Below are 20,156 nucleotides of genomic sequence, written 5' to 3' on the forward strand. Positions count from 1 at the left end.
ACTATCCGGCTAGGTGTTGTCAAGGTCACAGGTACGCAGAAGCCTGCTTCGCGGCGAAGGCCCCCGTGGCGAAGACCTCCGGATTCAGGACGTTGGCGGGGCGCTCCCCCGCCGCCATGGCCAGGATCGACCCGAGGGCGGCGGCCGACACGTCCCGGGTGAAGTCCTCGGTCCAGCACAGCGAGTGCGGTGACAGCACCACGTTGTCGAAGGTGAGCAGGTCGTCGTCGGGCAGCAGGGGTTCCGGTTCAAAGACGTCCAGACCGGCCCCGGCGATCCGGCCGTCCCGCAGGGCGTCCCGGAGGGCATCGGTGTCCACGAGTTTTCCGCGCCCGATGTTGATCAGGTAGGCGCTCGGCTTCATGCGGGCCAGAGCGGCGGCGTCGATCAGTTTTTCGGTCGCCGGCGTGAGCGCCGCGCAGAGCACCACATAGTCCGAGCGTTCCAGGAGTTCGTTCAGGCCCAGCAGTTCGACGCCGAGTGCGGCGGCCTCGGGGTGGCGGCCGCTGCGGTTGTTGCCCACCACCTTCAGACCGACCGGGGCCAGCAGCCTCGCGAGCTCGGCGCCCACGCTGCCGAAGCCCACGATGCCGACCGTCTGCCCCACGAGCGGCGCACCTCGAAAGTGCTCCCGCTGCGCCCAGTCCGAGGTCCGCGTCAACCGGTCCTTGGCGAGGAGCTTGTGCGAGAGCGCCAGGAGCAGGGTCAGCCCCGCCACCGCCAGCGGCCGCCGAATGGCGTCCGGCGTATTGGTGACGACGACTCCTGCGCGGGTGCAGGCATCCAGGTCGATGGTTTCGTAGCCTGCGCCGAACCGGGCGATCAGCCTCAGGTCCGGCGCGTGGTCCACGGTGCGGGCATCGAAGGCGATGTGCCCCAGGGACAGGACGGCCTGGACCCCGGCGAGGTCCGCCAGCGGGACCGGATCCGTGTAGCTGGGCAGAACCCGCCAGCTGATGCCGTTCTCGCTGAGTCGCCGCAGCCCGAGGTCTCCGTGGATTGAGGTTCCGTCGGGCCGGGCGGCGTCCGCCGTGACGGCGACGGTGAAGGCAGACCGTGAGGTCCCCGCCGTCGTCGTTTCGTCTGCTCCGGCGGCCGCCTGGGTGGCGGCCGCCGTCGTCGTTTCATTTATTGCCGTGCTCATGCGTCGATGCCAATTTCCGTTTCTGCTTCTGTTTCGTCAGTCTTGCCGCTGATGGGTCCGCGGACCAGCACGGTGTACGCCACTGCGGCGAGCGCCGCGATGATGCCGCCGATGACGAACGACGGCGCGTAGGACCCGGTGGCGTCGGCGATCACGCCGGTCAGCAGCGGGGCAAAGGCGCCGCCGAAGTAGCCGCCGAAGTTCTGGATGGCGCCGACGGATGCCACCTGGGAGTGGTCCACAATGTCACCGGGCATGGCCCAGGCCGCCGCCTGCATGGTGGCGACGAAGCCGAGGGCCACGGTCATGACGGCGATGGCGATCGGGAGGGAATCCACGAACGGGATGAGGCAGATCAGGATGCCGGCCACAATCGCGGCGATGGACATGACATGCCGCTTGGCCAGCAGCGGATCGCGGCCTGCCTTCTTCGAGTAGCGCGTCATGACCCAGCCGCCGGTGATCCCGAGAACCGCTGCGCCCAGGTACGGCACTGCCGCCAGCCAGCCCGAGCTTGCGATGCTGGCACCGCGCTCTTCCTGCAGGTAGAGCGGCAGGAAGACGATGAAGATGTTCCAGATCCAGATGACGCAGAAGAAGCCCGCCATCATGCCCCAGATTTGGCGGTGCTTGAAGAGTCCGACCCACGAGACTTTCTTGGCGGTCAGCAGCTGGGTGGCGCGCTGGCTTTCGATGTAGTCCAGTTCCTGCGTGCTGATGCGCTTGTGCTCCTCGGGAGCGCGGTAGTACAGGTAGAACGCCAGCGCCAGCACCAGGCCGGCGACGCCGAGGAAGACGAAAATGGCCTGCCAGCCGAAGGCCAGCATGATGGCGGTCAGGACGGGCGGGGCGATGGCGGGCCCCCATTTGGAGCCGCTGTCCCAGATGGCGGTGGCCTGGCCGCGCTCGGCGCGGGGGAACCAGTCGGCGGTCAGCTTGGCCGAGGCCGGTGCGTTGGGGGCTTCGGTGATGCCGAGCAGGAAGCGGAAGGTGATGAACTGCCACATCTTGCCGCCGATCGCCATCAGCGCGGTGGCGATGCTCCAGCCGGCGATCGCGAGGAAGTACATCCGGCGGGCGCCGAGCTTGTCGACGAGCCAGCCGACGGGAAGCTGGGCAAATGCATAGGTCCAGGAGAACACTGTGCCGAGGAGCCCGATGTCCGTCCGGGTCAGCCCGAAGTCTTTGATGAGTTGCGGCGCGGCGACGGAGATCGCGCTGCGGTCCATGTAGTTGATGATGCCGGCGGCCAGCGCCCAGCCGAGGATCCACCAGCGCAGATTCTTGATGGTCCGGCGCGTTGCTGACTCCTTGCGCCCTGCGGCCAAAGTCTCTGTGTGCACTCTTCACTCCCTTGTGATTGCCGCGACGGCCCCTGCCGTCACAATCAGCGATCCTATAGGGTCTTTTATTCGCTGTGAAGAGGGTCACAAGGTGAGTTTTCTCGCCGCTGACCTGCGGCGACGCCGGCTAGCCGGGCGTGATGCAGCGCCGCTCTAGTCGGCCGGGGCGTCAGCGATAGCGCGGCCACGCACCATCCGCACGTGCTCGGCCATGGCGGCTGCAGCCTTCTCCGGGTCCCCCGACGACAAGGCATCGAGCACGCGCTGATGCTCGGCTATGGCGTGGTCGGCGTCGGTGATGCCCACGCCGCCGAACAGCCGGAAGCGCTGGATCTGCCCGCCCAGGGCGGCATAGGCTGCCACCATGAATTGGTTGCCCGTCTGCTCCGCGATCAGCCGGTGGAACCGCTCGTCGGCCTCCAGGTAGTCACGGAATTCGGCGAAGGACGGCCCCCGCGGAGCATCCTTGAGGTCGGTGACCGCCTGCGTCAGTTCGGCCAGGCGGACGGGCGTCAGCCGGGCACAGGCCAAGCGGGCATTGACAGGTTCAATCGCGAGCCGGGCTTCCATGAGCTCGGCAAAGTCTTCCTGGGTGAATACGGGCGCGACGCGGTAGCCCTTGAGCGCTACCCGGCGCACCATTCCGGTGTGCTCCAGCCGCGCAAGTGCTTCCCGCACCGGCGTGGGGGAAACATCGAGCTCCCGCGCGGTCCCATCGATACTCACCGCGGCACCGGGTTCCAGCCGGCCATCCATCAACGACGCCAGGAGTTCTTCGTAGACGTGGTCGGCGAGGACCTGCCGGCTGACAGGACGGCCTGAGGGGCTCCCCGCGGGACTGCCGCCGGCTGAAGCTAGTTGCATGTTCAAATCCTATAGGACTTGCTGCGGCGAGGCTCTCTTCCGGGACGTGTCCCGTCCCAACCCTGCCCGCGGGACATGTCCATCGGTGCGGTAATGCAGGAAGGGACATGCCCCTCGGTACCGTGGTCCGGCATGTCCCATGAACGGACATGTCCAGTCGCGGCCCTGCCAGCGGGACATGCCCCTCGGTACCGTGGTCTGGCATGCCCCATGAACGGACATGTCCAGTCGCCGCCCTAGGCGAGGGACATGCTCCGTGGCCCAACCATGCAGAAGGGAGTATGTCCACTGGTCAGGTCCAAGGCGGGACATGTCGCTCCGGGTGTTCAATGGCGGATGGACATGCTCATTCTTAAAAACGAACAGTGGGCAGAAGAGTATTCTGCCCACTGTTCGTGGCAACCGCGGCACATGTCCCCGCCGCGGCGCATGTCCCAGCCGCGGGGTGCCATTGCTGCGACCAGTCCCCCGCGACCAGTTCTAGTTCTGGTACGCCGGGTAGTCCGTGTAGCCGGTCGCGCCGTCGGCGTAGAACGTGGAGGGATCGGGCTCGTTGACGGGCAGGCTCTCGCGCCAACGGCGGGCGAGGTCCGGGTTCGCGATGGCCGGACGTCCGACGACGACGGCGTCAGCGTGGCCGTCCGCCACGAGGGCCACGGCCTCGTCGCGGGTCGTGACCTCGCCGAATCCGGTGTTGACCAGGAAGGTCCCGCCGAAACGTGCACGAAGATCCTGCACCAGCGCACCCGTGGGCTCCTTGTGCAGGATGCTGAGGTACGCCAGGTTCAGGGGTGCCAGGCCGTCAACCAGCCGGCCGTAGGTCTCCCGGACATCGGCCGCATCCAGTTCGAGAGCGCCCTGGACGTTGTGCTCGGGTGAAATGCGGATGCCAACGCGGTCCGAGCCGACGGCTGCGACCACGGCCTCCGCTACTTCGATGACAAAGCGGGCACGGTTCTCGGGCGACCCGCCGTAAATATCGTCGCGCTGGTTGGCCGCGGGGGTCAGGAATTCGTGGAGGAGGTAGCCGTTGGCGGAGTGCAACTCCACGCCGTCGAATCCGGCCTCGATGGCCTTGCGCGAGGCGGTGACAAATTCCTCGACAATGCCCGGCAGTTCCTCAGTGGTGAGGGCGCGCGGGACAGGGAACGGCTTCTTGCCCGCGTAGGTTCGGGTTTCGCCGTCGATCGCGATGGCGCTAGGTGCGACAACTTCATGACCGCCCGTGGTGTCCTCGTGCGTGACGCGGCCGGCGTGCATTACCTGGGCGAAGATGCGGCCGCCTTCAGCGTGGACAGCGGCCGTGACGTCCGCCCAGCCCTTGAGCTGCTCGGGCGTCACCAGGCCGGGCTGTCCCGGGAAGCCCTGTCCGGCGTGGCTCGGGTAGGTGCCTTCACTGACAATGAGGCCGAGCGACGCGCGCTGGCGGTAGTGCTCGACAACCAACGGCCCCGGGACTCCCGATTGGCCGGAGCGGAGGCGGGTCAGCGGCGCCATCACGAGTCGGTTGGGCAGTTCCAGCTCGCCAAGGGTCAGCGGGGAAAACAGCATGCGCGGTTCCTTTCACGGTGAATGGGTTCAGTGGTGACAACTGCATAGCGTCTGCAACCATTCCCACTGAGACTCGAATCACGCACAGTCACCGCCGCGTACTAATGACGACGCCGGTCGCGTCAGCTGGTGGGCAGCCGCCGGTGGTCGCGCCAGCGGGTGGACCGCCGCCCGCGGTCGCGTCAGCGGGCGGGCAGCCGCCGGCGGTCGCATGCTGGCGGGGCACCGGTCAGGACTGTGGTCACGGTGACGCGGGGGCCACGCCCGGGCAGCCTTGGCCTTGGGGGTTCTCCAAACACGTGTCGGCGTAGTTCCTTGTGATCGACCGCCAGACGCTGACGCTCTGCTGCGGGGAGCTGAATTGGCCCTGGCCGGGAATGGGCAACTGCGGTCCGCCATTCACTGAGTACGTGCCTTGAAAATGCGTTGTCAGGATCACCGAGAAGTCACCCGTCTGAGCATAGACGTGGCTCGTCAAGGTCTTCTCCCCCCAGCGATCCTGCGGAAGCGAGCCGCCCGCCACGGTTTGAGGGCCGAGGGACGTACCGTCACCGTAGCTCCACGTGTACTGCACCGGTTTGGCGGTGATGAAGACATCTTGACCCAGCATGTCCACATTGAACGTTTGTTCCGACGCTTCCGCATAGAAATTGGTCTCTGCACCTCTGAGCGTATGCGGACTCGGTTGCATGACCGTCTTCCCAGGAGTCACCGGCAACTGCCGGAACTTGGTCTGGATCTGGGCAGCAATCTGACCCAGCACGTCCACTGGCTTCTCGAGATAAACACAGCGATCCGGAGGAACAACTGACCATACGGGTGGGTCAAATACGCGGATTGACGTGTACCAACGCACGGGGCGCCCGTCCCGCCCCTGATCACACCGCACCGCTCCAGTCAGGCAAGGGACATTGAAGTTGCTACCCGCCGAATCTAAACAGAGATATTCGAACCTGTAGATGTTGGGATTTTCGGCCACGGCCCTCGGCGCATCCACCCACACACCAGAAGCAGGGTCTAGGTGCCATGAAGACACTGCGACACCGGTCTGGTCCCAGCCACCTTTCACGGGAGAGCCCGAAGAATCGGCTCTCGCTTCAGAGACCGATGGCCCGGAAAGAAGAATGAGTGTCGCAAGGAGTGGAACAACTCTGCTGGCGATGGAAATCACCCGCTCTTGGCCAAGTGCTCAACAGTAACGGCTCTCCAAGCACCGTCTCCATACGACGCGATCATGATATCGCCAGCTGCCGGACCGCGTTCTGTCTTTTCATCCAGCGTCTTGTCCCCCCGATAATAGGACAGAGAGTCTTGATACACCTGAATCAGAACTTGATACTCAGCCGGTCCCGTCTCCTTGAAATTGGTCTGCACACCTTCCACAACCATCTTTCCGCCAGCCAGCCACCTGCCCTCGGAATGCCAGCCTTGGACAACTTCCTTCACTCGTTCACAGGAGGCGCATGTCGGACTCGACACCGATTCGAGCGGTTCGATATCTCCGGTCTCGTATGCGTACGAGAGCGTCAAGTACCAGTACCGGGCAAACGCCTCGAGCCCTTCCTTCGACTCGGCCTTGGCTGCCTCCGGTAGGACCGGAACCGGGACGTTTTGGGCCTTGCCGGACGCATCGGCGGGTTTGTAGATGGCGCTGGCCGCGGGGGTCGCCGTCGAAGTGGGAGTGGACGGCGCGGAAGGACTTTGCGCATCGGAAGGTGGAGAACCGGCCGGCGGTGTTCCACCCCCGCTACAAGCTGTGACCGACATCAGGGAAATGACAACGACGGCAGAGGCGCGGGCCCGCAAAGATCCTTCAAGCGAAGTGCGAAATGTCATGGTCAGCTACTCCCCCGATAGAAATCAAGACGCGCGAGTCCAAGCGATGGTTAAGAGTAACCGACGTCACATTTTCAGCGAAGGAGTTATCCACAGGCATCTAGACGCATCGTTGGCCGCTCCCGCAGCAGCATCTGAAGTCACCTGCCTCGCAGGCACCGGACGACGTTGCCCTCTAGCCAGGACGCCCCGCCCGCCCTGGTAGCGTTGCCCGCGCTCCCGGTTTGACGGAGCGGCAGTCCGCACGGCTTCGGTCCTTTAGCCCCTAGCAAGCGCCGGCCGGGTTCTGAACAATGAACCCATGATGTTCGAACACGAAGACGGCGATCCCATTCTCAAGCTGGACGACGAGCAATCGTGGAAACTTATTGAGGGCACAAAACACGGCCGGCTCGTGGTGACCGTGGCCGGAGAACCCGATATTTTCCCTGTGAACTACGCGGTCGATGGCCGGAAATTGTTCCTCCGCACCGCCCCGGGAAACAAATTGGCCGAACTCACCATCAACTCCAAGGTGCTCTTCGAAACCGATGGCATCCTGTCCGACGAAGCATGGTCAGTGGTCCTGCGCGGCACTGCGCGCGTTCTTGACCAATCTGCCGACATAGCCGCGGCCGAGGCCCTCGGCCTGAAACCGTGGGTTCCAACATTGAAAGACTTTTACGTAGAAATTACGCCGACGTCGGTCAGCGGTCGCCACTTCCAGTTCGGCGAACACCCGGAACGGGACATATAGCGCTCGACGGCGAATCGCGGTCCTTCGATTGCCCCGGCTGCTGCGGTCACCCGCACAGCAACCATCCAACCCGGCACCCGCAGCGGCTCAGCCGCCTAAACTTAAGCAATGGCGGACAAGCTGACCCCGGAGAGGCGCAGCTGGAACATGTCCCGCATCCGGGGCAAGAACACCAAACCCGAGCTACTGGTCCGCCGTTTGTTGCACGCGAAGGGATACCGGTATCGGCTGCACGGCAGCGCGGGTGGGGGCAAGCTCCCGGGCAATCCCGACCTCGTCTTCGCCGGCCGCCACAAGGTCATCTTCGTCAACGGCTGCTTCTGGCATTTCCACGACTGCCGGGTAGGGCAACACGCACCGCAGGCCAATGCGGAGTTCTGGGAAACCAAGCGCACTCGAACCCGGACCCGTGACGCCGCCCAGCGGCTCCAGCTCGAAGGCGCTGGCTGGGACGTACTCACTGTGTGGGAGTGCGAGCTAAAGGACCCGTCCGGACTGGAGCTCCGACTCGAGACATTCCTTCAAGGACCACCTTCGGCGTGAACGCACGCCCCCGAGGACGTCCGACATGCAGCAAAAAACCCTGCGTGTCGCGCTGCCCTGCTTTCAGTCCGGCTGACCTGTCTCAGCTAGTATTCGACTCCGGGGACCCACACACAATTCGACCGGTACCATGCGTACTGCAAATAAGGGGAGAAACGCGCGATGCCGCACTTGCTGATGTCCAACGACGAGCCTGAGACGGCTGCCGCCCCCGGCGAGTCCAGTCCGACAGTTCTGCAGTTTCGTCGCCTCAGCCACACGGCCCACCGTGCCGTCCGGCCCCGCCATGTCCGCGGCGCCGGTCAGGACCCGGGTCTGGAGCCGCTGCGCCGGCAGTCGACCTCAATCATTGACGAGGTTCTCGCCGGCACCGACCCGGACGAGGCCGAGGTGCGGGAAAAGCTTCAGTGGCACGTCGCCAACAACCCGGGCCAACCGGAAAAGGCCCTCCTGGAGCACTTGATGACAGTGGGCGTCCGGCAGGACGAATCGGCCTAACCGGCTGAGCAATCTAACCGCTGAGCAATCTAACCGCTGAGCAATCTAACCGGCTGACCTGTCGATGCTGGCCTGCCGGAGCACTTCGCCCCAGGACTGCTGGGCGAGGTCTGCCACGGAGGCCAGAATTTCCGACGGCGGCGAGGACAGGTCCAGCGGGAACTCGACAATGTCGATGTCGGTATTGAGGATCCGGCGCAGTTTGATTTCCCCTGCGCCCGGGTAGACGATCCAGGCCGTCGGCACGCGCAAGGATGTGCAGTAGGCCAGCATCCGGTAGTGGTCGGCGGACAGTGACGCCCCGGCGTCGGCCGCGGCCTTGTACTTGGCGTCGTACACCATCACGGGCCGGCCGCCGAGCAAATGGACGGCACCGGGCTGGACCACGATCCGGTCCGAGTCGCGGACGGCCTCGTTGAGCAGCGCGTTGTAGCGCAGCCGCATCTCCCCGGGGAAGACGGACATAGCCTCGCGCAGTGCCGTCCCGACGAAGTCCTCAAACACCTTGGCCATATCCACCACGAACGACGCCGACTGCTGCTTGCCGTCGCCGGCCTCCGCCGAGGCGTTGCGCAGGATCAGTTCGGCGAGCCGGAGAACGGACTGATAACGGGCGTTCATCCGGCTGGGCCGCCACTGCGGCAGTGGAGCGCCGGACTGAAGGCGCGTCACGGCGTCGAGCTTTCCCTTCAGCTGCCGAAGCCGGCTGAGCACGTCCGGCCGCACGCGCGGCACCTGGGCCATCCGTTCCAGCGCGGCGCGCAAAATCCGGTTCTCCGCGATGTCCTCGGTGAATTCGTCATAGGAGACCTCCAGCGGAACCAGCATTCCGGGCCGGCGGGAGATCTGGTCCGAGATCCGGATGCGGCCTTTGACGGTCCGGAGTGATTCCTCCACCATCAGGTAGCCCTGCAGCACGCCGCGGCTCAGCGCCCGGTCTGCCAGCTGCGCCAGGGATTCGGCCAGGGCGCTCCACAGGTCGGTGTGCTCCACCGCGGCCACCGCATCGTCCCGGAACCCAGGGTCGCCCGCATAGCTGAGCAGAAACAGGAGCCGGCTCAGCCCGAGCCTGCCCTTGGGCCGCACCTCCAGCTGCACCGTGGGGGTGCGCACGGACCCCACGGTCCCCACCGGTTCGATCCGGTACAGGCCCATGCCCATCGGCGAGGCCTTCGCCAGGCCGCTGGCGTTGACGTACGCAGCAGTGGCCGGATCCAGCCGCTCCACGAGGCCGCCGGAGAGCTCGTCGAGCACGATGTGCCGGCAGGCTGCCGCCGCGGATCCGCCGCGGCCCCTGTCCAGGGCTGCGGCGTTCCCGGCCGGCAGCAGGCTAGGCGTGCGCAAGACGGCCGAGGAGTTGTTCCAGTCCGAACCGCTCCTCGAGCTGGGCGCGGTTGAGCTGGCCGTGATAGTGCTCCTCCAGCAGCGGCATGAGTTCGTACTTCCAGATCCGGCGGAGTCCCTTGGGCGTCTGGGCGGATCTCTTCATGAAATAGGAGGGCCCGATCATGAGGTCCCGGTCCCATTCGTCGATCGCGTCGTTCAGCGCGTCCAGCAGCAGCGCCGGCGTTGTGTCCAGGTCGCGGGCCTGCAGGAACCGCAGCAGCGAACCCTTCACTGGTTCCGTCTTCGGATGGAGCTCGATGAAAGAGAAGCGCCGCCGGATGGCCGCGTCCATCATCGCGATCGAGCGGTCCGCGGTGTTCATGGTGCCAATGATGTAGAGGTTGTCCGGCAGCGTGAAGGGTTCGTTCGGGCTGTACTGGAGGTAGATCCGGTCATCGCGGTATTCGAGCAGGAAGTACAGCTCGCCAAACACCTTGGCAAGGTTCGCCCGGTTCATCTCGTCGATGATCAGGAAGTACGGCTTGCTCTCGTTGCCCGGCTTCGCGGCCTCCTCGGCCAGCCGGCGCAGGGGACCGGCGACGAGTTTGAACGACACCTGGCCCTCGTCCGTCTTGTCGGGGCGGAAGCCTTCGAAAAAGTCCTCGTAGGCGTAGGACGGATGGAACTGGACGAGCTTGACCCGCTCGTCCGTGGTGTCCCCGGCGAGTTCGGCGGCAAGGTGCTTGGCCAGATACGTCTTGCCGGTCCCCGGCGGGCCGTAGAGCACCAGCTGCCGGTTCTCCTCGAGGAGCTCGGCGATTTCCTGCAGCGGTTCCAGGTCCATGTGCAGCGATGCGGCGAACTCCGGCGTCAGCGGGCGGAACCCCTCTTCGACGGGCTCGACGGCGGCGTCCGGCTCGGCGCCTTCTTCCGCTTCTTCCGCTTCGGCGGGCAGGAGCGCCTCAAGCGCCTGGATCACGCGGGTGATGTCCACGATGTTGCCCGAGGCGGTCAGCTGCCGCTGCACGTGCCGGGGCAGCCCGGTGGCGTCGTGTTCCTCATCGAACCAGCGCACCTTGCGGCGGAGCCGACGGTTGTCCATGCCATGCTCGGGTTCGCCCAGGACCACACCGATCCGGACCTTGCCCGAGCTCTGGTAAAGCGCCAGGTCGCCCGGCTTCATCACTGTCAGGAAGGCGAACACGGCGGTCTTGGTGTCCTCGCGCTCCACGTAGCCGAGGTGCTTGTAGTCCTCGTCAACCGCATGCTGGACGAGCCCGGCGGTGACCCCGGGGTCCAGCAGGCGGAGGTGCTCGACGTCGAGCGTCACAGCTTCCTCGTCCCGCCACTCCGCCAGCAGCTCGGCGTTGTCGTGGGTGCGCAACAGCCAGGCGCGGCGGCCCGGGTCGCCGACCTTGCGCCACTGGCTCACCAGCTGGCGGGAGTACCAGTCGATCCGCTGCCCGGCCTGCTGGTCCAGGTGCAGGCGGATCCGGTGGATGTCCGCGGAAATTTCCTCGTCGCTGTCGCCCTTCGCGCCGCCGACCAGGGAGGCGAAGGCGTCGCGGATCTCCTGCCGTTCGACGTCGGCCACGACGGGTTCGAAGTAGCTCGGCCAGACCAGGAACTCGATGCTCCGGCGGATGGCCGGCTGGTCATCCGGGGTCCCGGCGACGAGCCGGTGGAAGGCCAGCGGGTCTTTGACTGCTGCCTGGACGACGCCGGCGGGGCGCTGCGCGACGTGCTTCACCAAGCGGCAGAGCCATTTCAGGTGGTCCCAGATGGTCCAGTTGAATTCTGCGGTGCGGTCCCGGATCACGCCGTGATCGGTCATGCCCGCATAGAGCTCGTCGGGGAGCTCCAGCGGCGGCTCCAGCCAGGACGCCGCCTCGGCGACACGTGCCCGCTTGACCTTGAGCGACTTGACCTCGTGGGCCAGCGGCAGTGATTGCAGGAAGAGCAGTTCCACCGCCAACTGCTTGGCCCCGCGCGTGGCACCTTCCAGGTTCTGGCGCAGGTTGGTCATCATCGGCGCTTTAGGGTCGCCGACGCCCCGCTCAAGACGTTCCAGCAACTCCGCGGAAGCCTGCACGGACCATGTCTTGGTCCGGCCGTCCAGGGCGGATGCCTTGCCGAGCAACCCCGGGCCCAGCACGAACCACGCCGCGTCTTCAATCTCCTTGGAGATACCGAGGGCACGGTGCAGGGCAGGCTTTTTGGCTGGGGTCATACGTTCAATTTACAGGCTAAAACTGAACGTACGCATTTAACGCCGCCACGAAGCTACCGTTCGGTAGATTCCGGGCCGGCGGCCGGGCGGGCGGGGCCTATCTCGTGGCGAGACTGCGCTTCACGCCGAACGTGAAGTAGCTGGCCGGCCCGATGAAGTTCACCAGGGTGGCGAGCCGCCACAGCCCCTTGCTGCCGCGGATTTCCTGAGCCGGCCGGCGCGAGATATCAAGCTGGGCAGCGGTGAGCAGCGCCAGTTGTACCGTCCCCGCCGTGACCGTTCCAAACCGTGCCATCGGTGACAGTTCTTTCCACGACTTCTTCCGGGGGTGCCGCCCGTGCACTTCCCTACGCGTATGTGGGCCCTTGCTCTGGTGCATATCTTTCCCTACGTTCACAGGTACCACTGCTCCTTTAGCGTGCTCCTACAAGGTTCGGATTGTTCATTGTAGGAGCGACGCCGGAACGGAGGTAGAGGCTATGGAACCGGGTGGGCACGTCGGGTGTATGGGGCCAGCCGCTCTTTCTGCTCGGGCGTCAGGCGCAGCACCCGTCCGGTCGCCTCGTCCACGAATGCCAGATGGCTCGTGGCGCGGACGCAGTCCTCCCGGGTGACGGGGTCCAGCACCGTGTAGTGGATGTCGAAGCTGGCCCCCTTGACGGCGCCGATCCAGAGCTGGACGACGGCGGGTACGTTCCGGTACTCAAGCGTCCGGACGTACCTGATCTTGTGCTCCACCACGAGTGCCAGCGTCCCCTCCGGAACCGCGTTGAACAGCGCCACCGGGGGCTCGGTCCCGGGCAGTCCGGCGCCGCGGGGCGGTCCGAACGCCGCGATGCGCGCCTCCTCAAGGATGCGGACAATCTGGACGTTGTTGATGTGCCCGTACGCGTCCATGTCGCCCCAGCGCATCGGCACTTCCACCTCGAGCAACTCGGGCATGTCATGGCGTGGGGTGTCCGCGCCTGTCGCCTCCCCGGCCGGGCCGCCGGCGCTCAGCTGTGCACCGCCGTCGCGTCCTCCGCCGCATCCGCCGAGGCCGCGTCCGCGTCCTCCCCGGCGAACTGGGACATGTACAGCCGGTAGTAGGCGCCCTGCAGGGCCAGCAGCTGGGCGTGCCGCCCCTGCTCCACGATCCGGCCGGCCTCCATGACAAGGATGGTGTCCGCGTCCCGGATGGTGGAAAGCCGGTGGGCGATCACGAAGCTGGTGCGCTCAGTGCGCAGCGCGGCCATGGCCTTCTGGACCAGCGCCTCGGTGCGGGTGTCCACGGAGCTTGTGGCCTCGTCCAGGATCAGCAGCGACGGGTCCGCCACGAAGGCCCGGGCGATGGTGATCAGCTGCTTTTCGCCGGCACTGACGTTGTTGCCTTCCTCGTCGATGACCGTGTTGTAGCCGTCCGGCAGGGCGCGGACGAAGCGGTCCACGAACGTGGCCTTGGCCGCAGCCATGATCTGGTCCTCCGTGGCGTCCAGCTTGCCGTAGCGGATGTTCTCGTAGATGGTGCCGCCGAACAGCCACGCGTCCTGCAGCACCATGCCGACCTTGGCGCGCAGCTCGGACCGGCTCAGCCGGGTGATGTCCACGCCGTCCAGGGTGATGCTGCCGGCATTGAGCTCGTAGAAGCGCATCACCAGGTTGACCAGGGTGGTCTTGCCCGCTCCGGTCGGTCCCACGATCGCCACGGTGTGCCCCGGCTCGGCGGTGAAGGACAGGTCCTCGATCAGCGGTTTGTCCGGCGAGTAGCTGAACGTGACGTGCTTGAACTCGACGTGGCCGTCCGTCTTTGCCGGGAGGTGCTCGGTGGCGGTCTCGGGGTCCTGTTCGTCGGCGTCGAGGAATTCAAAGACCCGCTCGGCGGAGGCGACCCCGGACTGCAGCATGTTGGCCATGCCGGCCATCTGCCCAAGCGGCTGGGTGAACTCCCGCGAGTACTGGATGAACGCTGTTGCGTCGCCCAGGCTCATCGCGCCCGACGCCACCCGGAGTCCACCGACGACGGCGATGCCCACGTAGCTGAGGTAGGAGACGAACTGCATGACCGGCATGATCATGCCCGAGACGAACTGGGCGCCGAAGCTGGCCCTGTAGAGTTCCTCGTTGCGCTCGTCGAAGCGGGCCAGCATGTCGGCGTCGCGGCCGAAGACGCGGACGAGGTCGTGGCCGGAGAAGGATTCCTCGATCTGGCCGTTGAGCTCACCGGTGTTCTTCCACTGGGCGGCGAAGAGCCTTTGGCTGCGGGCACCGATGATGCCGGCGGCCACGCCGGAGAGCGGCAGCGCGATGAGCGCGATCAGGGCCAGCTGCCAGGACACGATGAACATCATGATCACGATGCCGAGCACTGTCAGGGCCGAGTTCACGAGCTGTGCGAAGGCCTGCTGGAGCGCCTGCTGGATGTTGTCGACGTCGTTGGTGACGCGGGAGAGGATGTCGCCGCGCTGGCGGGTGTCGAAGTAGTTCAGCGGGAGCTTGTTGAGTTTCTTCTCGGTGTCATCGCGCAGGTTCCGGACCACGCGCATGACCAGCACATTCAGGACATAGCCCTGGAGCCACAGGAAGATGTTGGCGACGAAGTACATGACCAGCACCACGCTGATCAGGAATGCGAGTTTCTGGAAGTCGATGCCGGCGCCGGGCACCACGTCCATCTTCGCCAGCATGTCCGCGAAGTTGTCCTGGCCCTGCGAACGCAGGCCCTCGATGAACTGTTCCTTCGTGGCACCGGCCGGAAGCTGCTTGCCGACCACTCCGGCGAAAATCACGTCCATCGCCTGGCCGAGGATGCGCGGCGCGATGACGTTGAGGACCACCGCAACGGTCACCATCGCGAGGACCGCGACGATGCCGGCGCGTTCGGGTTTCAGCAGGCCCATGAGCCGTTTGGCCGAGGGCCAGAAGTGCTGTGCCTTCTTGGCCGGCACCGCGCCGAACATGCCGCCGTCGGCTTCGCCGGGCGTGTACTCCTCCTCGACGAAGTCCTCGTCGGTCACGACGGCCGCGGCAGTTCCGGCTGCGGCGCTGTGCGGTTCCGGCCCGGTTGCCTTCTCGGGTGCAGTGGAGACTTTCTCGTTGGTGCTCATGCCACTGCCTCCGCGCTCAGCTGGGATTCGACGATTTCCTGGTACGTGCTGGAGCTTTCCAGCAGTTCCTCATGGGTGCCGCGGTCCACGATCCTGCCGTTGTCCAGCACGAGGATCTGGTCGGCGTCGGCGATGGTGGACACGCGCTGTCCGACGATGATCACCGTGGCGTCGGCCGTCTTGGCCTTGAGCGCCCGGCGGAGCCTGGCGTCCGTGGCGACGTCCAGGGCGGAGAACGAGTCGTCGAACAGGAAGACCTTGGGCTTGGTGACGAGGGCCCGGGCAATGCACAGCCGCTGCCGCTGCCCGCCGGAAACGTTGGTGCCGCCCTGGGCGATCCGCGAAGCGAGGCCGCCCTTTTTCTCGCGCACGAAGTCGGCTGCCTGGGCGACGGTCAGGGCCTCCCACAGGTCCTCGTCCGTGGCCTCGGGCTTGCCGAAGCGCAGGTTGTGCTCGATGGTTCCGGAGAACAGGTAGGGCCGTTGCGGCACCATGGCCACCCGCTCGGTGATCTCGGCCCGGTCCAGCGCCGTGACGGGGACGCCGTCGAGCAGGACCTCGCCCGCTTCGGCGTCGTAGAGCCGCGGCAGCAGGGCCAGCAGGCTCGACTTGCCGGCGCCCGTGGAGCCGATGATCGCGACGGTCTGGCCGGGCTCGGCGGTGAAGCTGATATTGCTCAGCACGGGAGCCTCGGCGCCGGGGTAGGCGAAGGTCACGTTCCGGAATTCAACGCGGCCGGCCTTCGCGGCCGGCGTCACGGGGGTGAGCGGTTCGTGGAGGGAGGGTTCGACGTCGAGCACTTCACCGATGCGGTCGGCGCAGACCGAGGCACGGGGAATCATCATGGCCATGAAGGTGCCCATCATGACGGCCATGAGGATCTGCAGCAGATACTGCAGGAAGGCCGTCAGGGAACCCACCTGCATTTCGCCGGCGTCGACGCGCTGGCCGCCGAACCAGAGCACGGCGGCAGTGGAGATGTGCAGGATCATCCCGATGGCGGGGAACATCAGCACGAACAAGGAGCCGATCTTCAGCGAGACGTCGGTGAGGTCCTTGTTGGCTGCGCCGAAGCGCTCGGCCTCGTGCGGTTCGCGCACAAAGGCCCGGACCACGCGGATGCCGATGATCTGTTCGCGGAGGACGCCGTTGAGCCGGTCGATTTTCTCCTGCATGGAACGGAAGAGCGGCATGAGGCGGACCACCAGATACCCCACCACGACCACCAACAGCGGCACCGAGACCCAGACGAGCCAGGACAGGTTGAGGTCCTCGCGCAGGGCCATGAAGATTCCGCCGATGCACATGATGGGCGTAGCCACCATGAAGTTCAGCGTCATAAGCATGAGCATCTGGACCTGCTGCACGTCGTTGGTGCCGCGGGTGATCAGGGTGGGGGCGCCGAAGAGGTTGACGTCCCGCGCGGAGAAGCTGCTGACCTTGCGGAAGACGCCGCGGCGGAGGTCGCGGCCGAACGCCATCGACGCCTTCGAGCCGAAGTAGACGCCGGCGATCGCGGTGGCCACCTGGACCAGGGCGACGCCGAGCATGATGCCGCCCGTGCGCCAGATGTAGTCCGTATCGCCGCGGGAGACGCCCTCGTCGATGATCTGGGCATTGAGGCTGGGGAGGTAGAGAGCGGCGATGGTGGATGCCAGCTGGAAGACGACCACAGCCGCGATGTATGGCAGATACGGCTTGGAATAGCGCCGCATGAGGGTGACGAGCATGCCCACGAGTCCTTTGGAAGGCCGGACAGGAAGACCGGACAGAGTGCATTGGAAAACAGTGCTTGGAAGAGCTGATTGAAGACTAGCCCGTGGGGCCGACAGCTTTAGCCATCCAACTGTACGAAATCGCCCGCCCGGGTGGAACACGGGACGATGAATATCATCCAAACGGTGTACATGGCGCCCGCCCGCTCCGTCCGCTCCCCCAGCGGGGCCAGCGGGGCCAGCGGGGCCAGCGACATGAAGAAGGTCCCGCTGCCGCCCTCGCGGGTGGCAGCGGGGCCAGTTGGGGCCAGCGACATGAAGAAGGTCCCGCTGCCGCCCTCGCGGGTGGCAGCGGGACCTTTCAGGGACCGGGACCGGAGCGAACAAGCCGGGGCCGGTTGCCCGGACCCCGGCCCGGCGCCCTACTCGCCCCTGTGCCGGCCGTGCGTGGCGATGTAGTCGGCAGCCGCCCGCTGCATCTTGCGCTGCTTGGCCAGCTGCCGGCGCAGAACCGTGAGCTCCTCGGCAACACGGGCCTGCTCTGCGGCGATTGCACGCTGCTCTGCGGCCTGTTCGGTTACGGCGCGCAGCGCCTCCGCGAGCTGGAGTTGCTGCTCGGCCAGCAACTGCTGGGTCTGCAGCAGCACGGGCACGAGGTCGGCGGGCTCGGGGCGATCATCGGCCACCAACGTCCGTACCCGCTGACGGGCGCCTTCCCTCTCGGTGCGGTCCGCGCCGGACGCCCCCGGACGGGACGCCCGATCAGAAGTCCGGTCGGCTTCCTGGCGGGCGGCGTCGGGGAAGCGGGACTGGGCACGTTCCCGGCTGAGCACCTCGATGAACTCCCGGTCCAGGTCCACGTCGTCGGTACCAGTCCCGTCTCCGGACGGGGCTGCGCTGGCGGCGTCGTTCCCGGCATTGCCCAGCGCCGTCGGGGCGGCACCTCCGGCTGCTGCCACGGCGGCATCGGCGGCGGCGCCGCCCGCGGCCTCCGGCCGGATGTCCACAGTGCGGCGCAGCGGGCGCTCCTTGATGAACAGGATGGCCACTAGTGCCACGAGGCCGATGATCGCCGAGATCAGGAAGACCTCCGCAATTGCGTCACCGTACGCGGCCCGCATGATGTCGCGGATCGGTGCCGGCATGTCTTTGAGGTCCATGCTGGCCCCTGATGATCCTGCCGGGACGTGGATTCCGGCGGCAGCGAGCCCCTCGACGACGAGTTCCTTGACCCGGTTACTCAGTACAGCGCCAAGAACCGAGACGCCGATGGCTCCGCCGACGGACCGGAAGAAGGCGACCGAGGCGCTGGCCGTGCCGATGTCCTTGGCCTGGACCGTATTCTGCACGGCGAGGACGAGGTTCTGCATCAGCAAGCCAAGCCCGATGCCGAGGATGGCCGTGTAGATGCCGGTCAGCCACAGGTCGGTGGTGTGGTCCATGCTGCCGGCCAGGCCGAGGCCGCCGATCAGCAGGACGGCACCGGCAATCAAGTACCGCTTCCACTTGCCGGTGCGGCTGATGAGCATGCCCGAGACGACCGAACCGATCAGGTTGCCCGCGATCATGGGCAGCGTCAGCAGGCCGGCCTCGGTGGGCGTGGCGCCGCGTGCTACCTGGAAGTACTGGCCAAGGAACGTCGATGAACCGAACATGCCCACGCCGACGGCCACCGAGGCCAGGATCGCCAGGGCAGTGGTCCGCTCCGAGATGATCTTGAGCGGGATGATGGGCTGGGCCACCTTGGATTCGACGAGCACCAGCAGGCCCAGGAGCACGACGCCGCCGCCCACCATGACCACCGACTGCCACGACCACCAGTCGTAGTAGTCAGGGTTGCCGGCGAAGGACACCCAGATGAGCAGCAGGCTGACCCCTGAGGTCAACAGGATGGAGCCGAGCCAGTCGATCTTGGCGGGGCGCTTGACGTGCGGAATCTTCAGGGTGATCTGCAGCAGGATGAGGGCGACGACGGCGAGAGGGACGCAGACGAAGAAGGTCCAGCGCCAGCCCAGCGGGCTGTCGACGATGAAGCCGCCCAGCAGCGGGCCGCCGGCCGTGCCGACAGCCATGACGCCGCCCATGTAGCCGGAGTACTTTCCGCGGTCACGCGGCGGGATCATCGAGCCGATGATGGCCTGGGCCAGGGCGGTGAGCCCGCCCATGGCGATGCCCTGGATGACACGGGCTGTCAGCAGCAGCGGGATGGTCGCGGACAGGCCCGCCATGACGGAGCCCGCCACGAAGATCACGATGCTGAGCTGGACGAGGATCTTCTTGTCGAAGAGGTCCGCCAGCTTGCCCCAGATCGGAGTGGTGGCAGCGTTGGCCAGAAGCGCCGCAGTGATCACCCAGGCAAAGTCCGTCTGGGTGCCCTTGAGCTCGGACATGATGGTGGGCAGGGCGTTGGCAACAATCGTGCTGCTCAGGATGGCGGTAAAGAACGCCGCCAGCAGCCCGGTGAGCGCTTCCATGATCTGGCGGTGGGTCATTGCCGCAGGCTCTGCGGCGGGCCGGGATGCGCGGGGCGCCTCCGGCAGGTCCGACGGGGCCGGGGACGGCCCCGTGGCGGCAGCGTGGCTAGCCATAGATCTACTCCTCAACAATTTCGGTCGTATTCGTGGGTCCGGCCGTCGTTGCCCGGGCTGAGGCCCGAAGGGACTCAGCAAGTTTTTTCAAGGTTCGCGCCGTCAGTTCAACGTCGTCCTCGCTCCAGTCCTGCAGCAGGCCCTGGATGGTGGCCGTGCGCTGGTCTTCGATGACGCGCAGCTTTTGGGCGCCGGAGGCGGACAGCGCGATCAGTTGCGCCCGGCCGTCCTCGGGGTCCGGCCGGCGGACCACGTAGCCGTGTTCCTCGAGTTCGGCGATGTGCCGGCTGAGGACCGGAGCGCTGACGCCGAGGCGCTCCGCCAGATGCGTGGCCCGCGATTCGCCCTCCCCGACGAAGCGGAGAACGCCCTGCAGCGCGACGCCGGTCTCCTGCCCGCGCACGTTGGCGGTGGCAACGCAGCGCACGGCACGCTGGAGGTCGAAGATCTGGTAGACGAGCTTGGCTGCCGCGGTGGTTTCAACTGACATTCAGGACACCCCTCTTTTGTTTGCCCAAGGCAACTATATACCCAAATTGGTTACTTTGGGAAACTAACTCTCTGTGAGGCGGCTTACCGCGGCCGAGGGAAGGGCTTAAACGGCAAAAGCGGACCGGCCAGGTCTGCCCTCATGGTGAGGGCGGACCCGGCCGGTCCGCGCTGTATTGGTGCCGCTACCGCAGTGGTGCTACTTCAGTT

General features: G+C 66.1%; 18 protein-coding genes. 4 read left to right on the plus strand and 14 right to left on the minus strand.

Features of this window, described 5'->3' with window-relative positions; genetic code table 11:
* Positions 1-25 precede the first annotated feature (25 nt).
* The 6 genes from ACFVVK_RS10550 to ACFVVK_RS10575 form a co-directional block, all read right to left on the minus strand.
* Positions 26-1,144 (minus strand): 2-hydroxyacid dehydrogenase, encoded by a 1,119-nt coding sequence (locus ACFVVK_RS10550; RefSeq protein WP_390266372.1) that lies wholly within the window; start codon positions 1,142-1,144, stop codon positions 26-28.
* Positions 1,141-2,487 (minus strand): MFS transporter, encoded by a 1,347-nt coding sequence (locus tag ACFVVK_RS10555; RefSeq protein ID WP_390266373.1) that lies wholly within the window; start codon positions 2,485-2,487, stop codon positions 1,141-1,143. Before ACFVVK_RS10555 ends, ACFVVK_RS10550 begins: the two co-directional genes overlap by 4 nt.
* A gap of 153 nt (positions 2,488-2,640) precedes the next feature.
* Positions 2,641-3,351 (minus strand): GntR family transcriptional regulator, encoded by a 711-nt coding sequence (locus ACFVVK_RS10560; RefSeq protein ID WP_390266374.1) that lies wholly within the window; start codon positions 3,349-3,351, stop codon positions 2,641-2,643.
* Between the two features lie 480 nt (positions 3,352-3,831).
* The gene (locus ACFVVK_RS10565; RefSeq protein ID WP_390266375.1) at positions 3,832-4,902 is read right to left on the minus strand and encodes an alkene reductase; all 1,071 of its coding nucleotides are present in this window, start codon (positions 4,900-4,902) and stop codon (positions 3,832-3,834) included.
* Between the two features lie 241 nt (positions 4,903-5,143).
* The gene (locus ACFVVK_RS10570; RefSeq protein ID WP_390266376.1) at positions 5,144-5,671 is read right to left on the minus strand and encodes a PKD domain-containing protein; all 528 of its coding nucleotides are present in this window, start codon (positions 5,669-5,671) and stop codon (positions 5,144-5,146) included.
* 398 nt (positions 5,672-6,069) lie between these two features.
* On the minus strand, positions 6,070-6,738 hold the full coding sequence (locus ACFVVK_RS10575; protein WP_390266377.1) for a DUF6318 family protein: 669 nt from the start codon (positions 6,736-6,738) through the stop codon (positions 6,070-6,072).
* A gap of 301 nt (positions 6,739-7,039) precedes the next feature.
* Between ACFVVK_RS10575 and ACFVVK_RS10580 the strand changes: the two genes are divergently transcribed.
* The 3 genes from ACFVVK_RS10580 (at position 7,040) to ACFVVK_RS10590 (ending at position 8,515) form a co-directional block, all read left to right on the plus strand.
* Positions 7,040-7,474 carry a pyridoxamine 5'-phosphate oxidase family protein gene (locus tag ACFVVK_RS10580; RefSeq protein ID WP_390266378.1) on the plus strand — a complete coding sequence of 145 codons (435 nt, stop codon included), beginning with the start codon at positions 7,040-7,042 and terminating at the stop codon, positions 7,472-7,474.
* A gap of 108 nt (positions 7,475-7,582) precedes the next feature.
* The gene (locus tag ACFVVK_RS10585) at positions 7,583-8,017 is read left to right on the plus strand and encodes a very short patch repair endonuclease (protein WP_390266379.1); all 435 of its coding nucleotides are present in this window, start codon (positions 7,583-7,585) and stop codon (positions 8,015-8,017) included.
* A gap of 162 nt (positions 8,018-8,179) precedes the next feature.
* Positions 8,180-8,515, plus strand: a complete 336-nt coding sequence (locus ACFVVK_RS10590) for a hypothetical protein (RefSeq protein WP_390266380.1) — start codon at positions 8,180-8,182, stop codon at positions 8,513-8,515.
* A 45-nt stretch (positions 8,516-8,560) separates the two neighbouring features.
* Here ACFVVK_RS10590 and ACFVVK_RS10595 read toward each other — a convergent pair whose 3' ends face one another.
* The 6 genes from ACFVVK_RS10595 to ACFVVK_RS10620 form a co-directional block, all read right to left on the minus strand.
* The gene (locus tag ACFVVK_RS10595; RefSeq protein ID WP_390266516.1) at positions 8,561-9,817 is read right to left on the minus strand and encodes a restriction endonuclease; all 1,257 of its coding nucleotides are present in this window, start codon (positions 9,815-9,817) and stop codon (positions 8,561-8,563) included.
* 28 nt (positions 9,818-9,845) lie between these two features.
* Positions 9,846-12,071: an McrB family protein gene (locus ACFVVK_RS10600; RefSeq protein WP_390266381.1), complete on the minus strand. Its 2,226-nt coding sequence runs from the start codon at positions 12,069-12,071 to the stop codon at positions 9,846-9,848.
* Between the two features lie 97 nt (positions 12,072-12,168).
* The gene (locus ACFVVK_RS10605) at positions 12,169-12,366 is read right to left on the minus strand and encodes a hypothetical protein (protein WP_390266382.1); all 198 of its coding nucleotides are present in this window, start codon (positions 12,364-12,366) and stop codon (positions 12,169-12,171) included.
* Positions 12,367-12,548: 182 nt separating this feature from the next.
* On the minus strand, positions 12,549-12,983 hold the full coding sequence (locus tag ACFVVK_RS10610) for an acyl-CoA thioesterase (RefSeq protein ID WP_390266517.1): 435 nt from the start codon (positions 12,981-12,983) through the stop codon (positions 12,549-12,551).
* A gap of 83 nt (positions 12,984-13,066) precedes the next feature.
* Positions 13,067-15,154, minus strand: coding sequence for an ABC transporter ATP-binding protein (locus tag ACFVVK_RS10615; protein ID WP_390266383.1), 2,088 nt, complete (start codon positions 15,152-15,154; stop codon positions 13,067-13,069).
* A complete protein-coding gene (locus ACFVVK_RS10620; RefSeq protein ID WP_390266384.1) occupies positions 15,151-16,884 on the minus strand; it encodes an ABC transporter ATP-binding protein in 1,734 nt (577 codons plus the stop codon). Before ACFVVK_RS10620 ends, ACFVVK_RS10615 begins: the two co-directional genes overlap by 4 nt.
* A 153-nt stretch (positions 16,885-17,037) precedes the next feature.
* Here ACFVVK_RS10620 and ACFVVK_RS10625 point away from each other — a divergent pair, with 153 nt between their 5' ends.
* Positions 17,038-17,328: a hypothetical protein gene (locus tag ACFVVK_RS10625; protein ID WP_390266385.1), complete on the plus strand. Its 291-nt coding sequence runs from the start codon at positions 17,038-17,040 to the stop codon at positions 17,326-17,328.
* On the opposite strand, the gene ACFVVK_RS10630 is transcribed toward ACFVVK_RS10625, so the two are convergent.
* Complete coding sequence (locus tag ACFVVK_RS10630; RefSeq protein WP_390266386.1) at positions 17,292-19,457, minus strand: MDR family MFS transporter; 2,166 nt, start codon at positions 19,455-19,457, stop codon at positions 17,292-17,294. The two genes, ACFVVK_RS10625 and ACFVVK_RS10630, sit on opposite strands and share 37 nt — an antisense overlap.
* Positions 19,458-19,461: 4 nt before the next feature.
* Positions 19,462-19,947, minus strand: coding sequence for a MarR family winged helix-turn-helix transcriptional regulator (locus ACFVVK_RS10635; RefSeq protein ID WP_390266387.1), 486 nt, complete (start codon positions 19,945-19,947; stop codon positions 19,462-19,464).
* Positions 19,948-20,156: the final 209 nt, after the last annotated feature.

Source organism: Arthrobacter sp. NPDC058192 (assembly GCF_042883665.1).
In the GTDB taxonomy this organism is placed as follows: Bacteria; Actinomycetota; Actinomycetes; order Actinomycetales; family Micrococcaceae; genus Arthrobacter.

Excerpts from the sequence above, each read along its gene's own strand:
- ACFVVK_RS10625 (WP_390266385.1), top strand. The coding sequence starts at position 17,038 with ATGAATATCATCCAAACGGTGTACATGGCGCCCGCCCGCTCCGTCCGC.
- ACFVVK_RS10585 (WP_390266379.1), top strand. The coding sequence starts at position 7,583 with ATGGCGGACAAGCTGACCCCGGAGAGGCGCAGCTGGAACATGTCCCGC.
- ACFVVK_RS10615 (WP_390266383.1), bottom strand. The coding sequence starts at position 15,154 with ATGAGCACCAACGAGAAAGTCTCCACTGCACCCGAGAAGGCAACCGGG.
- ACFVVK_RS10590 (WP_390266380.1), top strand. The coding sequence starts at position 8,180 with ATGCCGCACTTGCTGATGTCCAACGACGAGCCTGAGACGGCTGCCGCC.
- ACFVVK_RS10630 (WP_390266386.1), bottom strand. The coding sequence starts at position 19,457 with ATGGCTAGCCACGCTGCCGCCACGGGGCCGTCCCCGGCCCCGTCGGAC.
- ACFVVK_RS10575 (WP_390266377.1), bottom strand. The coding sequence starts at position 6,738 with ATGACATTTCGCACTTCGCTTGAAGGATCTTTGCGGGCCCGCGCCTCT.
- ACFVVK_RS10600 (WP_390266381.1), bottom strand. The coding sequence starts at position 12,071 with ATGACCCCAGCCAAAAAGCCTGCCCTGCACCGTGCCCTCGGTATCTCC.
- ACFVVK_RS10560 (WP_390266374.1), bottom strand. The coding sequence starts at position 3,351 with ATGCAACTAGCTTCAGCCGGCGGCAGTCCCGCGGGGAGCCCCTCAGGC.
- ACFVVK_RS10580 (WP_390266378.1), top strand. The coding sequence starts at position 7,040 with ATGATGTTCGAACACGAAGACGGCGATCCCATTCTCAAGCTGGACGAC.
- ACFVVK_RS10565 (WP_390266375.1), bottom strand. The coding sequence starts at position 4,902 with ATGCTGTTTTCCCCGCTGACCCTTGGCGAGCTGGAACTGCCCAACCGA.
- ACFVVK_RS10605 (WP_390266382.1), bottom strand. The coding sequence starts at position 12,366 with ATGGCACGGTTTGGAACGGTCACGGCGGGGACGGTACAACTGGCGCTG.
- ACFVVK_RS10550 (WP_390266372.1), bottom strand. The coding sequence starts at position 1,144 with ATGAGCACGGCAATAAATGAAACGACGACGGCGGCCGCCACCCAGGCG.
- ACFVVK_RS10635 (WP_390266387.1), bottom strand. The coding sequence starts at position 19,947 with ATGTCAGTTGAAACCACCGCGGCAGCCAAGCTCGTCTACCAGATCTTC.
- ACFVVK_RS10610 (WP_390266517.1), bottom strand. The coding sequence starts at position 12,983 with ATGCGCTGGGGCGACATGGACGCGTACGGGCACATCAACAACGTCCAG.
- ACFVVK_RS10620 (WP_390266384.1), bottom strand. The coding sequence starts at position 16,884 with ATGCTCGTCACCCTCATGCGGCGCTATTCCAAGCCGTATCTGCCATAC.